Origin of the sequence: Streptomyces sp. NPDC102279 (assembly GCF_044766365.1) — a bacterium.
GTDB lineage: Bacteria > Actinomycetota > Actinomycetes > Streptomycetales > Streptomycetaceae > Streptomyces.
In genome coordinates this window covers 129,810-144,372 of record NZ_JBIWLU010000019.1, presented here as the reverse complement: position 1 = coordinate 144,372, position 14,563 = coordinate 129,810, and the positions used below count along the sequence as shown (strand labels likewise).

Sequence of the window (14,563 nt, the reverse complement as noted above, 5' to 3'; positions counted from 1 at the left end):
GGCGTCGCGCCGGGGGGGCGGGGGTTCGCGGGGGGGTTGTGTTTCTGCTGTTGTGGGTGCCGCCCCCCCCCCCCCCGGCGGCGCCCGGCGGGGGGGGGGCGCCCCCCCCCCCCCCCCCCCCGACTCCGGGAGCGGGCGGGCGACGGCGTCCCTCCGGCGCCGGTCCGTCGGGCCAGCCACAATGCGGTCGTGTCACCGACATCTCGTAGGCTCCCGGTCATGAGCGACGGAGAATCCGGCAGACGGATCATCGATGGGCGCTTCGAGTTGGAAGCGCGGCTCGGTGGCGGCGGAATGGGCCTGGTGTGGAGGGCCCGCGATGTGGTCCTTGACAGGGCCGTGGCGCTCAAAGAGGTTCGGCCGTCCGACCCGGGACTGGCCGAATTCGACCCGCAAGGCGCGGCGTTGCTTCGCGCCCGGGTGCTGCGGGAGGCACGTGCGCTGGCCCGTGTCGACCACCCCAACGTGGTCACCATCTACCACGTGGTGGATGGCGGGGAGCACGCCTATCCGTGGATCGTCATGGAGTTGGTGACCGGTGGATCACTCCTGGACCGGCTGGCGAGGGGACCACTCGCGCCTGCCGCAGCGGCTCGCCTCGGCCGCGATGTACTGGCTGCCCTGCGGGCTGCGCACGACGTCGGCATTCAGCATCGGGACGTGAAGCCCGCCAACGTCTTGTTGCGGCCGGATCATCGTCCAGTCCTCACCGACTTCGGTATCGCGGCCATCAGGGAGTCGACCGTCCTGACCGCGACCGGGTCCATTATCGGGACGCCCGACTACATGGCGCCCGAACGCATAGCCGGCGACGAGGGGGGACCGGCCTCCGACCTGTGGTCGCTGGCGATGATGCTCTATGTCGCCGTCGAAGGGCATCACCCGCTGCGCAGGGGAACCACCTTGGCCACCCTCGCGGCTCTCCTGAGCGAGGAACTCCCGCCGCCCCAGCAGGCCGGAGCGTTGACTCCCTTCCTGAACGCCGTACTGGTCAAAGACCCTGCCGCCCGGGCAGACATGGAGACCGCGGACCGGCTGCTCGCGGACGCGTCCAGGGAGCCGGACAGGACGCCACGCGCGCCCGGCACGTATGCCGAGACGACCTCGTACCGGCTCGCACCTCCGCCGGCGCCGGCGCCCGCCCCCTCCTCAACGGCCAGGACCGGACACCCTTCCGGCTTCGGCGCTCGGACAGGCTCTGGGCCTTCGACTCCGTACGATGCCGTGCCCGGCCCGGTAGTTCATGCGGCTGTCGGCCCCGAGGGCTCCACGCGGCCGGTGCGGGAACAAGGCGGCCGGGCAAGAATGTCGGTCGCGATCGCATCGTCGGTCGTCGGGACGGTGCTGGCTGGGGCCCTGGTGTGGACCCTGCTGCCGGACGGATCCCAAAAGGACCGCGGAGATGCAGTCGATTCACCCGGCTCGTCCTCGTCCTCGACCAGAACCAAGGACCCGACGTCCGCACCGCCGACAGCGTCCCGCTCCACTGCGGGTCCCCAGAGCGACACGAAGACCGATCTCCTCACCCCTGACGGCATCCGGACGGCGGTAAGAGCGATCGAGGTCGCAACCGGCACGGACCGTGCTTGCGACCTCACCGTCTACGAGAACTACGTGTCTGCGGACATCATGGTCAAGGGCAGCGAGACGAAGTACGACAGCTACACCTATCGCCCGGGCCAGGGTGTCGAGAAGGGCATCATCAGCAGCGCCCTCACCGGCGGGAAGCGCCCCTTCAGCCTGGGCGCCTTCGACTGGGATGTCGTTCCCGCCCTGCTGAAGCGCGCCCAGAAGGATCTGAACGTGAGTCGGCCGACCATGCGTTACGTCCTCGTGCGCCCGGCCGACGACACGTTCGGCACGCCGCTGGGGCTGGCCGTCTACCGCGTCGACGACCACGTCACCGGATATCTGACGGCGGACCTGAAGGGCAAGGTGACCCGGGTGCTGCCCGCCCAGGACTGACCGACCTGTCGAGTCCCGCGCACGTGGGCGGCAGGTGGGCGCGGCGGGATCCTTGAATGACGCCGGCATGGAGTTGCCGGTGCAGGCGTGGCGGGCGGCGATCGACGTGTTCGCCACCGGATCCTCCACGAGAACACGGCGTCTGCGCTCCCTTGGCAAGATTTCCTGACGACAGTGCCAAGGACTGCAGGGCGGATCGAACGCGTCCGATTCGTTCAAGAAGGTGGCCGCGTCGGCCACTACCCTCGCGGTCATGAACACCGCCGACAAAGAATCACGTCACCTCAGCGTCCATGTCGACCGCACGGTCGACGAGGTCTACGCCTACGCGGCGAACCCGGAGAACCTGCCCGCGTGGGCCCTTGGCCTGGGCGGCTCCATCAAGCAGATCGATGGTCAGTGGATCGCGGAATCCTCCCCCATGGGAAGGGTCGTCGTGACCTTCGTGCCGCGTAACGAGCTGGGTGTGATCGACCACCACGTCACGCTCCCCTCCGGGCAAACCGTCTACAACCCGGTCCGTGTGATCAGCGACGGCAAGGGGAGCGAGGTCGTGTTCACCCTGCGCCGACAGCCGCAGATGAGCGACGCCGACTTCGAGAGTGACGCCGTCATGGTCACAGGCGACCTGAACCGGCTCCGAGAGCTGATGGAGTCCGCGTAGCGCCGGGGCCGAACGCGCGCCGATGCCGTGGTCGCCCACGGCGGCCCCGGCCGGTCGCTTCGTACCTTGACCCGCTGCACCTGGTGTGTCATCACGTCACTTCCGTGTGTCGCGGAGGCCCGCACCGACGGCAGGAATTGCACAGGTCAGAGCCTTCGGGTCAGCCCTGACCGCCGAAGCCGCCTGCGGGGAGGCGATCACTGTGCTCACGGGTACGGGCATGCGCTCGCCCGGCGGGGTCGACTGCCGTACGGGGCTTTCCTGATCCTTCTCCACGGCGACGGCGGAAGCGGACAGGAGCGTGCCCGCGGCGAGGCTGCCCCAGAGGGCGGCCGGCCCGTGAGGCGCGAGAGCGGTGATGACCGCGGGAGAGACGGCGAGACCGAAGCCCGTGGAGAGCTGGAAGCGGGCGAGGGCGCGTCCCAGAACGTGGGCCGGAGCGAGGGCGGTAACGAGTGCGGTGGCGCTGCCGGCGTAGACGATCTCCCCGAGGGTGCAGACCACGGACACCGCGGCCACAGCTGGAGCGCCCCAGCCGCGGCCCAGTGATGTGGCGGCGAGGAAGCCCAGGTAGGACACGGTGAGCACCACGCCTGCCCACGCCAGCACCCTCCGTCGGGGGAAGCGGGCCAGCAGGACGGTGACCGGGACCTGGAGGGTGACGACCAGCACCGTGTTCGTCACGAAGATGGCTGACGACCACATCAGGGATGCCTGCAACTGCGTGGCCAGAACCAGGGGGAGCGCGATTTCGGGGACGTTGAGGCAGAAGACGTAGATCACGTTGGCGGCCAACAGCGCGCGCATCCGGGTAGCGGGCACGACGTCGCAGTCATGGGCCGGAGCGTTGGCCGGGCGCGCGCGCAGGTGGACCGACCACGCCAGAACAGCGGCCGCGAGATAGGCGAGCCCGGTGACCACGGCCAGCATCCGCAAGGTGTCGGCGCCGCCCGCGAGGCATGCGGCTGCCAGGAGCGCGCCCGCGCCCATGCCGGCGTTGCGCAGGGAACGGCCCGCCGCGAGAGCCGTGTCGCGGTCCCGGCCGTGGGTGACCGTGGCCACGAGGGCGGCGTGGGCGGCCGGCCACGCCTGGTTGCCGATGCCGAGGAAGAGCGCCGCCGTCGAGAACAGCCAGACGTGTCCTGACGGGGTGGCCAGCAGCAGGACCACGCCCAGAACGCGTACCAGCATCGACGCTGCCACGACCGTGCTGCGTGCGCCCCGGTCCAGCCACCGGCCCACCGCCGGCATGCACACCAGCCCCACGACGATGCCGCCCGTCATGGCGAGGCCGGCGGCCGGCGCCGACAGGTTCAGCACCATCACTCCGTAGAGCAGCAGAAAGGGTCGCAGCAGGCCGGTGCCGAGCGCGTCCACAGCCAGGGCGACGGCATAGCGGGGGCCTCCGAAGGCGCGGACGAGGGCGCGGGACCGGATCGTCAGGATGGTTGCCATGGCGTCAACGGTGGGTTCGGCCGCCGCATCGGCCACGTCGGTTGACGGACATCGTCAACCGACGACGCCATCGGTCGTCGAGTCCGTGATGATGAGCGGATGACGCTGAGGATCGACATCAGCGGCCTGCCGCCTGAGCGACTGCGGTTCGCCGCCTCCCCGCTGGCCGAGCTGACCGCGATGCTGCACGTGCTGGCCGAGCCCGAGCATCATCCGCAGCTCGCCCGCTGGGCCGGCGAGGTCTGGGCCGGGCTGCGGCCTGAGCTGGCCGAGCGGTTGCGGGAGGCGGAGTTCCTCTGGCGTTCCGCACGAGCCGACTTCCTGGTCCCCGCCCGGCCCCGGCAGACCCTTGCCGAAGAGCTGGACGACGTGGACCGGATCGATGACGAAACCTATGTGAGGGCGGCGCTCGTCAGCTCCTGCGGCAGCAACCGGGGCCGCCTCGCAACGTCCTCGCCACTCACCGACTCCGCCGCGCGCGAGCGAACCCTGGACCGGGCCCAGGCCCGCGGCGCCACGCAAGAGGCCTTCGCCGAACGGCTGCTCGACGATCCGGCTGCTGTGCGGGCACGGGTTCGCCATACGCTCGAACAGTGCGCCGAGGCCTTTTTCGACACCGCATGGGCGGGCATCGCCGTGCAACTCGCCAACGACCTGCGCCTGAAGAACGACCTGCTGAAACGCCAGGGCATCGGGCCGGCACTCACATCGGTCTCCGGCGCCGTCTCCCTGTCACCGGACGACGGCAGCATCGTCGTGGACAAACTGCAGGACACCGGGACCACCGCCCACGGCACCGGAGTCACGTTCATCCCCAGCGTTTTCGGCCGTCCGCACCTGGTGGCGGTCTACACGCGCGGATGGCAGCCAGTCCTGCAGTACCCGGTCGCCGAGCAGGCTCCCGCAGAGCCGATATCACTGGAGACGGTGACGCTGCGCATGGAGGCACTCGCGCACCCCGTGCGTCTGCGGCTGCTGCGCACCCTGGCCCGCGGCCCCCACACCACCGGCGAACTGGCCAACGCCTGGGAACTGACGCCACCCGAAGTCTCCCGCCACCTCGCCGTCATGCGCCGCGCGGGCCTGCTCACAGCCCGGCGGCATGGCCGCTACGTCCGCCACACCCTCAACCTGCCCGACCTGACGGCACTCGGCACCGACCTGCTCGCGGCCGTCCTGCGCTGAGCGGCATCGGCGCGATGGGTTGACCTTCGTGAACTCCGGCGCGATCCGCGGCGCCTCTCCGTGCTCCACCCGACACCCCGTACGTCAACGCAAGCCAGTCGCCCTGCTGCCGCACCAGCCTCGGGCATCGCCGATGAAGAGGCGGACGCCTGCTGACGCTAGAGTGCGGCCGCGAGAGTCCGCGCTGGTGGGGCTGTGTCAGCCGGCTCATGCCCCACATCTGCCGGATCGCCGGTGACCGACGAGGAAGACGAAGGATCGATGACGCTGAATGTGAGCCAACGGGTGCGACTGGCGGCGGATCTCCGGTTGGCCGGGTCAGTGATCCCAGCCGGGGAGCCACTGGAGGAGTCGGGCGCCTTCGCCGCCTCTCTGGCCCTGGCAGCGGGCATCGAGGGCGCCGTCGAGCGTGTGGACGAACATCACCCGCAGCAGAGTCACGAGGCCCGTGAGTACCTGCGCCTCAAGTCGCTCCTCGACGACTTCGGCCACCAGATGCCGTCGGCGAGCAGAACGCAACTCGATGAGCGGGTGGGGGCCTTGGAAGAGCAGTGGCTCGCCTATCAGCGACAGACGCTCCGCGTCACGGTCCGCGTCCGGCTCGACAACGGATTCGTCCTCGACGATGTCCCCGCGGAGGCATTCACGGCATCCACCTCCGCCTGACCAGGCGTCGGGGGCGGGCAGAACACCGAATTGAGGGTGTGGTGCGGCTCCAGGCTGTTCGGAGAGCTTCGAGCCTTCCTGCGATGGCGCGGGCGAGCAGTCGGTGGGCCGTTCGAACGGACCTGCCTACGACGCGGAACCCACACCTTGACGCCGGGCGAAGCCCCTGTCCGGGAGAACTGATCTGCCTGCGAGCTCCGCGCGCGAGGGGCAATGGCCGGCCCTGCGGCTCATCGCGGACCTCGGGTCCACGGAATCGCAACGCATGCGTGCTCGGTCGCCTTGGACGCCCGCCGCGCCGCTGGCCCTGCCGGCCGGGACGGTGGCCGAGCGCCGGCGCTCGACCAGCCGGCAATGAGCGCGGGGCCGTGAACGGTTGGTCTTCTGTCGACGGGACTCGTCAGCGAATCTGCTCGGCCGCCCACGCGGCCCACTCGCGGCGCATGGCGTTGAAACGGAGGCCGTACTCCAGGGCGATCTTGCCGTTCACCGACAGCGGGTCGTCGCCCCAGTCGATGGAGTCGGCCAGTTGGTGCAAGGCCTCGTGCTCCTGCTCCGAGAGCTCCATGAGCTCGGTGAGGTAGCTCCGTGCCTGGTCGGGTGTGATCACGTTGAGGAAGAAGACCCGCAGCAGGATGTCGCTGCGGGTGTGGCGCTGGGGCTTGGTCTCCGTAAGCCAGTGGCGCAGTTCCGCCAGGCCCTCGTCGGTGAGGGTGTACTCCTTTCGACCCCTCGGGCCTTGGGCCGAGACGCTGATCAGGCCGTTGTCGGCGAGTCTGGACAGTTCCGTGTACATCTGACTCTGCGTGGCGGGCCAGACGTTGGCCAGTGAGGTCTCGAAGCGCTTCAGCAGGTCGTAGCCGCTGGCGGGACGCTCTGACAGGAGTCCGAGGAGGGCGTGTCGAAGGCTCATGCCATCAGCTTACATTCCAGTATTGACATGTCGAGAGTGGAACGTCTAGGTTCGACATGTCGAAACAGGAATGTAAGCAATCCGGGGGTCTTCCATGTCGTACGTTCGCACCTTCCTTCCATGGATCGTCTTCGCGGTGGTGCCCTCCGCCCAGTGGCAGTGGGGGGCGCTCGCCGCTCTGCTGGTGGCGGTGGCGGTGATCGCCCAGCAGCGGAAGGCGGGAGTCGGCTTCGACGCACTGATCATGGAAACCGGCTCGGCAGCCTTCTTCGCGGTCTTGGCGCTGGTCGCGTTCGCGGACCCCCATTCCGCCGCACACGCCTACTCGGCGGCGTTGGCCTCAGTGAGCCTGGCTCTCATCGCCGGAGTCTCGCTGTTGATAGGCAAGCCGTTCACGTTGGGTATCGCCAAGCGCACCACGCCGCCCGAGGTCTGGAACCTCAAGCCGTTCATCCGGGTCAATGCGGTCATCACCGCCGTATGGACCGCCGCCTTCGCCGTCACGGCCGCCGCCCTCGCGGCCCTCGCCCACACCGGGCAGGGTCACTCCACGACAGCGACACTCGTCCAGGTTCTCGGTTTCGTCGTCCCGGTGCTGTTCACCGTGCGCTACGTCGCAGCCGCCCAGGCCAAGGCCAGAAGCTAGTCAGCGCTGGGCAAGCGCGCCCGTTGTGCAGCTCCCTCGGACGGAGCGTTCTCCGGAGACGGACTGGGCAGTGGGGCCTGGCGATTGCACGGTGCGGCAGAGGCCAGGAAGTGCCAGGATTCTGTCCGTCCCGGCCGCGATCGGCGATGCCTTGCACCTCGGACGGGTGGCTCGATCTGGGGATTGCGAGCGGCTCAAGATTTCGAAGCCGGGCAAGAAGAGTGCCGGGCTGTTACGCCATGAAGGCCCCCCAAGATCGCGAACGCTGCACCGGTACCTCGCCACATGGATGCGGTCAGAGGCGGTGGGTGACGGCCCGGCACCTGATGGGGGTGGAGTGCCAGGGCGCCGCACCGGCAACCTGCTCTGTGACGAGGGAAGTTGCCACACCAGGACTGGGCGGGACAAGCGGAAGGGTGAGTACCGCGTGTCTGTCGCCGTAGTCCGGGCACTGGTGCGGCATGACTTCGCTTGTTGTGGCGGTCTCAGGGCTGGCCCAGGACAACAGACCGGACGGCCCTCCATGGTTCAAGTGGGCGTTCTTGGGAGTGTGGCTCGCCCTCACCCCTTGGGTCATCTACAAACTGCATCAAAACGGCTACTTCAAGAGAAGGCGCTGACGCCTGTTCGGCCTCTGCGAGCGGGCCTGGGAATGACTCGCCGAGTCCGCGGTCCACGGGCCCAGGCCCAACGGCTGATCGATCGCACCCGCGCCGCGCACCGAACCTGTCCAGGGCCGCACCCTGCCCCACTCGACCCAATCGAAAAGGCACCGCACCGCGGCGCCACCTGATCCAAACGACAGGCCTAATACTCCAGCCGTAGATCGTGATCCCGATGGTGGCAGGCGCCGAGGAGGCAGGTGGCCAGTGTCGATCACCTGGACGAGATCGACCACGCCGGCGGGGATGCCCGTTTCTTCTCCGCCTACCCGAGTCCACCGAGACGAAGGGCGTCCCTTATCTCGCTGAGCTTCGCGGAGGACAGGGCGCCCGCCCGCTCGATCAGGTCGTCCCGGGACACGGTGGTCAGCCACGTGCAAGGGGTAAAGCCTGGACGCGGGATCGCGAACCGCAGAACGCCTTCAAAGGGCAGTCCTTCCATGGCGCCTACTGCCACTTCGACGCCCAGACCGCTGATGTCGACGCCCGCCGGAGTGACGACCTGCATCACCCGGATCCCGGACGCGTCGTCTCCCGACAGCAGTACGACCGGCCGCCGCTCGTCGAACTCGACCCACCAGACTTCGCCATGTTGCACATGTCCTCCTGACACAGGACGGCAGGCGGACGCCGCGCGACCCTGAAGCGTTGTGGAGACGGGTGCGGCCACCGTTGATCATCGGTGTGTGAAGACTGAAGATCATGCAATGGCCGCAGGCCACAGCGTAGACCCTGCCCGCCGGCAGGAGGCGTTCGACGGCCTGATGAGCCGGATCGCAGGACGGTTCGCGCGGGTCGAACCCCGGCGCCGGGCAAGGCTGTTGATGCTCGGACGCTGTCGGACCTGCCACGCGAGAACTGCTGGACCATCGCCGAGTGGGCCGGGGAGTCCACCCCGGATGGGATGCAGCACCTGTGGGGGCGGGCCAAGTGGGACGCTGCCAGGTGCGCGACGACCTGCGCGACTACGTGGTGGAGCACCTGCACGACGACCAGGCAGTACTGGTGGTCGACGAGACCGGGGACGTGAGGAAGGGCACCGGCACGGTCGGCGTCCAGCGCCAGTGCACCGGCACCGCGGGCAGGATCGAAAATGCCCACGTCGCCGTCCACCTGGGCTACGCCGGCCGCCGCGGGCACGCGGCAGTGGACCGGGCACTGTACGTCCCGCGCTCCTGGACCTCCGACCTCGACCGCTGCCGGGATGCCGGACTCGATCAGGACACCGCCTTCGCGACCAAGCCGGAACTGGCCACTCGCAGGATCACCCGGTTCTTGGACGCCGGCCACCACACCTCGTGGGTCGCGGTCGACGAGGTCGACGGCGGCAACCCACGACCGCGGGCCGCACTGGCGACGCCGCCACCAGGCCCGTTCCCAGGCCAGCCCCTACCGGCGACAGGCAACTCAGGCATGATGATCACGAACTACGGCTGGAGTACCAGGTCTTACGATTTTCTGCTGCACGCTGCGGGTCCACAGCAGCCTGCTGATTCCGGGTCCCCGCGGGTTGCGCTGGCCCTTTCACGTCACGCGGTCGCGGTGGGCCGAATCAGCACTCGCCGCGCCACCTCACGGACTTGACGGTGATGTTGTTCCAGTGGTGTTCGTACTGGCCGGAGCCGGGCGCGTAGTGGATGCAGGTCGAGTAGCTGATGCCGCTCGCCTCATAGCCGAGCTGGACGTGGTCGGCGCCAGGGTCGCGATAGCCGTTGTTGAAGGTGGACTGGACGTTGTAGATGGTGCCGGACCAGTTGCCTTGCGTCGCAAGGAGCAGTCTGCCGCTCTCCCAGTCGCCGGAGTACACACAGAAGGCGCCCTTGGGGCAGGTGCGATGGTCGATTTCGGCCGAGGCCGGGACGGACACCGCCACCGATGCGGCGAGTGCAGCGACCGCGGCAAGGATGCCGAGACTACGACGAGGCATGACTGTTCCCCCTTGAGGTCGTGACATGACGGCGACGCGCCGGTTTGACAGGGACCTTCGGTCCCTCGGCTGTTCTCCCGGCGGCCTCGCCCATCCTTGGTGGTGCGGCAACCGAAACCAATCAATTCGATCCACAACGAAAAGCTTGTCGGGCGGCCTCCGCCTGGCAAGCAAGCAACGAGTTGCGACAGCGCAGTAGGCGCAATTCCCGCATCGTCAAAATCGTCGAATGCCGCAGCCGGACTATCGCGCGGCCGGTGGTTTCCGCTTGATGGTCATCCCTTTCGATGGCCCCTTCGGGTGATCCACTTCGGATCGGGTGTCGTGCGAGACGCAGAAACGTTGTTCCGGCGTGGAATCACGTGAACTCTGGGAACGTAACAGCCTTCTAGCCGAGGCGTTTTGCAGTAGAGATGACCGGGTGCGCGAGGCGCAGGCGGTGATGGATGAAGCCGTGGCCAGCAGGACGAGAACACTCGCCGCGTTTGCGGTCACGGTCGGCAGCGACGCTGCGGTCGCGGACTTGATGGGGCTCAACGAGCGTGAGGTACGTGTCGCACGCCGTACGGTCGGCAAAGAAGACGCTCGGATCGTCGCCGACCAGCTTCTCAGCCCACCTGCCGAAACGTCTCCTCGCTCCCCACGGCCGACTGCGGTCCCGCCTCCGGCCGCAATGCCGGCGCAGCCCACGGCACCCGTCCCCGCCTCCAGCGATGAGCAGCCCGCGGAAGCCGTTTGGGCGAAAATGCCTCAGCCCCGGCTGGAATCAGTACCACCGGTCCGTCCACCTCTGATGGAACAGGCGTCGGCGGTCGAGCAGGTGGTCTGGACGGCAGGAATGGACTCCGTGCTGCTCTGGAGTTGGGAATCCGGCCTGGACCTGCAGACCGTCGCCGAAGAGCTCGGCCTCAGTTCCAAGGAGTTGCTCCTGCGTGCCCAGCTGCTTGCGGCGGAAGGGCGGTTGACACCCAAGGCGCCAGCCTACGAGGTGAGCCAGTCCGGCCGTCATCGCCGGCACGACACCATGGCGTATCCAGTAGTTCCAGACAGTCCCGAAACTCTGTACATGTCCTCAAGTCCCTACGCCTGACCCCCAAGGAGGCCCTCGCGCCGGGCCGGGATGTAGATGAGCGCTGGCGTGGACCTGTCCATCTGCCGAAGCGGGAGCCGCGCGAACGGAGTTTTCCTCAGCTCAACGACCCGCTCAGGCGCCGCGGGCTCACGGCGTGAGCACCGCGAAGTCTCCCCGGCGGGCTGAGACATCCGGGGAGCCTGGCGAGGCGGGCGATGTCACCGAATGCATCGCCCGCCTCGCAGGGCGGCCAGGTCTTGAGGGGCGACAGCGTCGACCAGCACCGCGCGCAGGTCTGTTTCGGCGAGGGTGATCTCGACGGAGGCCGTCACGGTTCCAAGCCCTCACCGTTCACGCATGAGCCGAGGCCGCCGTCGGCCGATTCCTCATAGGGTTCCCCAGGTTGCGGCGTGCTGATCAATTGCCGGACAGGCGTGGACCTCCGGACCAAACGTCGCACCGGACAGGTCCAGAGCCGAAAGTGATCTCCATCGCGAACCGCCCGCCCGCTGTCCGGTTCCCCCTCTTCGCCGACCGCCAGTGCATCTCGCCAGGGTGAGCGGCAAACGGGGTCTCTGTATTGGTCGGAGCTACCTTGACGCGATCTGCTTCCGCTGAGAGGGCACTCCCTCCCGACAGGACAGCGATCGGGTCAGCGCTTCAAGTGCCCCACCACAGCCCGTACCGCCCGCTCGACGGCGCGCACAGCCTGCTCGGTGTGATCGGTCGTCTCGAAGCCGTGGCGGCCGAGCGGTACGTCGATGATCTCGACATCGGCGTCGCACTCCTTGGCGGCGGCCAGGAACTCCTCGACCGTCACCGCGATCTCCGCGCGCTCCAGTTCCACCCGGGTCAACACGATCGGCAGGCGTCCGGCGGTGCGCACCGTGTCCGCCGGACGGAACCTGGCATCGACGCGCCCCCAGTTCGGCAGCGGTGCGAGGACCGGATAGGTCGCCGCCACACACCGCAGCCACGGCGGCGGCGCAGCGAGCCAATCCGCCGACAGCAGCCCGCCCGCCGAGAAGTACCAGAGCGCCACACGGTTTTCGTCGACGCGCGGATCGGCCCGTACGAGATCGACCGCTTCGGCCAGGTCCTCGGCGGCCCGTTCGAAGTCGGCGAGATCGTGGAGTCGGTGGTCCAGGGTCACGCCGACCGTTCCCATGCCCGCAACGTAGCGGCCGTAGCCGATGAAGCCCGGCCAGTCACGTGGTGTCGGCCGCACGTCCGGGTGGACCGGACCGCCATGGACGAACACCACCGCCGGCCACCTGGAGCCGTCTTCGGGAGGGGAGTCGGGAAGGTGGAAATCGACGCGTCCCACCCGCTCGCGAGGCCGCTCCGGTACGTCCATCAGGAACGGGCGAAGATGCGACGGCTGTTCGCTCACGCCCGCGGCCACCCGGTGCCCTTGTCCCGCGGCGGCCCGGAGCAGTACCTCGGCCACTTCGTCGGCGCGTGACAGCATCGGCCAGTGCCCGGTGTGGAGTTCGAAGAAGCTCACCCGGGGATCGGTGAGCTCCTGAAAGCGGGGATCTCCAAGGCCCAACAGACCCTCGACCATGGCGATGCTCGAGCCGTTGGCGGTGCAGAGGACGCCGGTCGCCGGCAGTTCGAGGACCGCTCCCGAAAGGCGGAGCGGTTGAGTCAGCGTGCGCGCCGGCTGCGCGACGGCGTGGTTCGTCAGCTGCGCCAGCTCGACCGGTGAGAGCCCCTCGACACTTCCCCAGCGGTGCCACTCCTCAAGAGAGGGCGGTGGAATGCGCCACTCGTCCTCGGCCGTCTCGGCCCGGTTCAACAGCCGCTCACGGAGGGCCTGTTCTGGTAGCAGGGTCAGGGCCTGGTCACCATTTCGGGGCATGCCCGCGTCCATGGAGACGATCCTCGCGATCCGTTCCGGACGCAGATCGGCGGCGCCGAGCACCGGGTACATGCCGTAACAGTGTCCGACCATCACCACCTCGGCCGCGTCCACTTGGTCGATCAGCCGCACCAGATCGCGGACATGCGCCTCCAGGTCCGCGTCCGGCCGCTCCGCGTGGTCCTGATCACCCATGCCGGTGAGCGTCACCGGATACACCTGTGCCCCCGACTCCCGCAGCCGCGCGGCCACCTCTCGCCAAATCCATCCGCCGGTGTGGGCGCCCGCCACCAGAATGTATGCCGTCATCGCTGTCTCCTCGCACACTGTGGTCCCCACGGAGCCGTCCGTATCGGCGCTCCGCGCTCGCCGGTACCGTAGGAACTCCCCCTGAGGGAGGTTCAAGTCGTGCCGCCTGACACCATGTGGAGCATCGGAGAGCTCGCCGAGCGCGCGGGCGTCACCGTCAAGACCGTCCGCTTCTACTCGGACCGTGGTCTGCTGCCCGAAGGCACCCGCAGTACCGGTGGCCACCGCCGGTACGGTCCCGAAGCGCTCGACCGGCTGCGACTGATCCGCTCCCTGCGCGCCCTCGACCTGCCGGTTCCCGAAGTGGGCCGGATCCTGGACGAGGAGGACTCGCTGGAGGACGTCGTCGCGGGCAAGCTACGGCAGATCGGCTCGCGGCTGGCTGCGCTGCGCTGGCAGGAGGCGGCCCTCCAACTGCTTCAGGAGTGCGCCCCCGAGGAACGCGCGGAGCGACTACGGCTGATCGGTGCCGTGACCGTCCCGCCCAGCACGGCGCCACTCGCACGATTCTGGCGGCGCTGGCTGCCGCCTCGGCTCCCGGCCAGGCTGGTCACCGCCATCGTCGATCAGGCAGTTCCACAGCTCCCAGAGGGCCCGACTCCCACCCAGGTGCTGGCCTTCACCCGGCTGCACGCGTTCGTCACGGCGCCCTGCTCCGGTACCGGGCAGGGCCAGCCCGCCGCACACGGGCCCGACGGGGGCCGCCCGGCCGTGCTGTACGACGGTCTCCGCGAGGCGTACGGCTTGGCCGCACGGCAGTTGGGAGCGCAGCGGTCACCGCACGAGGGCGAGGCCCTCGACTGTTTCGTCTCCGCCTACGCGCGCTCACGCGGTACGCGGGACACTCCTTCCTTTCGTCGCCGGCTGAGCGGGGTGCTTGCCGCGGACCCCCGGATCGACCACTACTGGGACCTCACCGCCGAGCTCACCGGCCCGTCGGAACCGACCCCCGGCGTCACCCACGACTGGCTCCGATCGGCGCTGGACAACCAGACGACCCAAGCGGCGGGTTGAACCCGGCGACCACGGTGGGTGGCGGCCCACAAGCCGCCGCCGTCCTCTCGAATCCGCCGACGCCGACGAACCGACGCCCGTCGGCCGGTGACGGCCCGGCAGCGAACGCGCAGGCAGTGTCGGCCTCGTGGAGACGGACGCCGTCTCCTTGGGCAGCGCCGCCGAGCGCGTCCGGTCGCGTACGAACACAGGGCCAATGGGTCACAGCACACCGTCGCATG

General features: G+C 68.8%; 12 protein-coding genes and 1 pseudogene. 8 read left to right on the top strand and 5 right to left on the bottom strand.

What is annotated here, in order from left to right:
• Positions 1–219: 219 nt before the first annotated feature.
• A complete protein-coding gene (locus tag ACIRQH_RS37720) occupies positions 220–1,965 on the top strand; it encodes a serine/threonine-protein kinase (protein WP_404229706.1) in 1,746 nt (581 codons plus the stop codon).
• Positions 1,966–2,218: 253 nt separating this feature from the next.
• A complete protein-coding gene (locus ACIRQH_RS37715) occupies positions 2,219–2,629 on the top strand; it encodes an SRPBCC family protein (RefSeq protein WP_358817635.1) in 411 nt (136 codons plus the stop codon).
• A gap of 96 nt (positions 2,630–2,725) precedes the next feature.
• On the opposite strand, the gene ACIRQH_RS37710 is transcribed toward ACIRQH_RS37715, so the two are convergent.
• Complete coding sequence (locus ACIRQH_RS37710; RefSeq protein WP_404229703.1) at positions 2,726–4,084, bottom strand: MFS transporter; 1,359 nt, start codon at positions 4,082–4,084, stop codon at positions 2,726–2,728.
• Positions 4,085–4,183: 99 nt separating this feature from the next.
• Here ACIRQH_RS37710 and ACIRQH_RS37705 point away from each other — a divergent pair, with 99 nt between their 5' ends.
• On the top strand, positions 4,184–5,269 hold the full coding sequence (locus tag ACIRQH_RS37705) for a DUF5937 family protein (protein WP_388881048.1): 1,086 nt from the start codon (positions 4,184–4,186) through the stop codon (positions 5,267–5,269).
• A 234-nt stretch (positions 5,270–5,503) separates the two neighbouring features.
• On the top strand, positions 5,504–5,935 hold the full coding sequence (locus ACIRQH_RS37700; RefSeq protein WP_404229699.1) for a hypothetical protein: 432 nt from the start codon (positions 5,504–5,506) through the stop codon (positions 5,933–5,935).
• Between the two features lie 400 nt (positions 5,936–6,335).
• Here ACIRQH_RS37700 and ACIRQH_RS37695 read toward each other — a convergent pair whose 3' ends face one another.
• Positions 6,336–6,848 carry a PadR family transcriptional regulator gene (locus tag ACIRQH_RS37695; RefSeq protein WP_388881043.1) on the bottom strand — a complete coding sequence of 171 codons (513 nt, stop codon included), beginning with the start codon at positions 6,846–6,848 and terminating at the stop codon, positions 6,336–6,338.
• A gap of 94 nt (positions 6,849–6,942) precedes the next feature.
• Between ACIRQH_RS37695 and ACIRQH_RS37690 the strand changes: the two genes are divergently transcribed.
• Positions 6,943–7,494: a hypothetical protein gene (locus tag ACIRQH_RS37690; protein ID WP_388881040.1), complete on the top strand. Its 552-nt coding sequence runs from the start codon at positions 6,943–6,945 to the stop codon at positions 7,492–7,494.
• A gap of 927 nt (positions 7,495–8,421) precedes the next feature.
• On the opposite strand, the gene ACIRQH_RS37685 is transcribed toward ACIRQH_RS37690, so the two are convergent.
• Positions 8,422–8,754 (bottom strand): type II toxin-antitoxin system PemK/MazF family toxin, encoded by a 333-nt coding sequence (locus ACIRQH_RS37685; protein WP_388932878.1) that lies wholly within the window; start codon positions 8,752–8,754, stop codon positions 8,422–8,424.
• Between the two features lie 166 nt (positions 8,755–8,920).
• Between ACIRQH_RS37685 and ACIRQH_RS37680 the strand changes: the two are divergent.
• A pseudogene (locus ACIRQH_RS37680) lies at positions 8,921–9,509 on the top strand (IS701 family transposase); the annotation flags it as partial.
• 199 nt (positions 9,510–9,708) lie between these two features.
• On the opposite strand, the gene ACIRQH_RS37675 reads toward ACIRQH_RS37680, so the two are convergent.
• Positions 9,709–10,083, bottom strand: coding sequence for a hypothetical protein (locus ACIRQH_RS37675; RefSeq protein WP_358817641.1), 375 nt, complete (start codon positions 10,081–10,083; stop codon positions 9,709–9,711).
• 421 nt (positions 10,084–10,504) lie between these two features.
• Here ACIRQH_RS37675 and ACIRQH_RS37670 point away from each other — a divergent pair, with 421 nt between their 5' ends.
• A complete protein-coding gene (locus ACIRQH_RS37670; protein WP_404229695.1) occupies positions 10,505–11,173 on the top strand; it encodes a hypothetical protein in 669 nt (222 codons plus the stop codon).
• A gap of 634 nt (positions 11,174–11,807) precedes the next feature.
• On the opposite strand, the gene ACIRQH_RS37665 is transcribed toward ACIRQH_RS37670, so the two are convergent.
• Positions 11,808–13,328, bottom strand: a complete 1,521-nt coding sequence (locus tag ACIRQH_RS37665; RefSeq protein WP_404229692.1) for an alpha/beta fold hydrolase — start codon at positions 13,326–13,328, stop codon at positions 11,808–11,810.
• A gap of 114 nt (positions 13,329–13,442) precedes the next feature.
• Here ACIRQH_RS37665 and ACIRQH_RS37660 point away from each other — a divergent pair, with 114 nt between their 5' ends.
• Complete coding sequence (locus tag ACIRQH_RS37660; RefSeq protein ID WP_404229728.1) at positions 13,443–14,342, top strand: MerR family transcriptional regulator; 900 nt, start codon at positions 13,443–13,445, stop codon at positions 14,340–14,342.
• Positions 14,343–14,563: the final 221 nt, after the last annotated feature.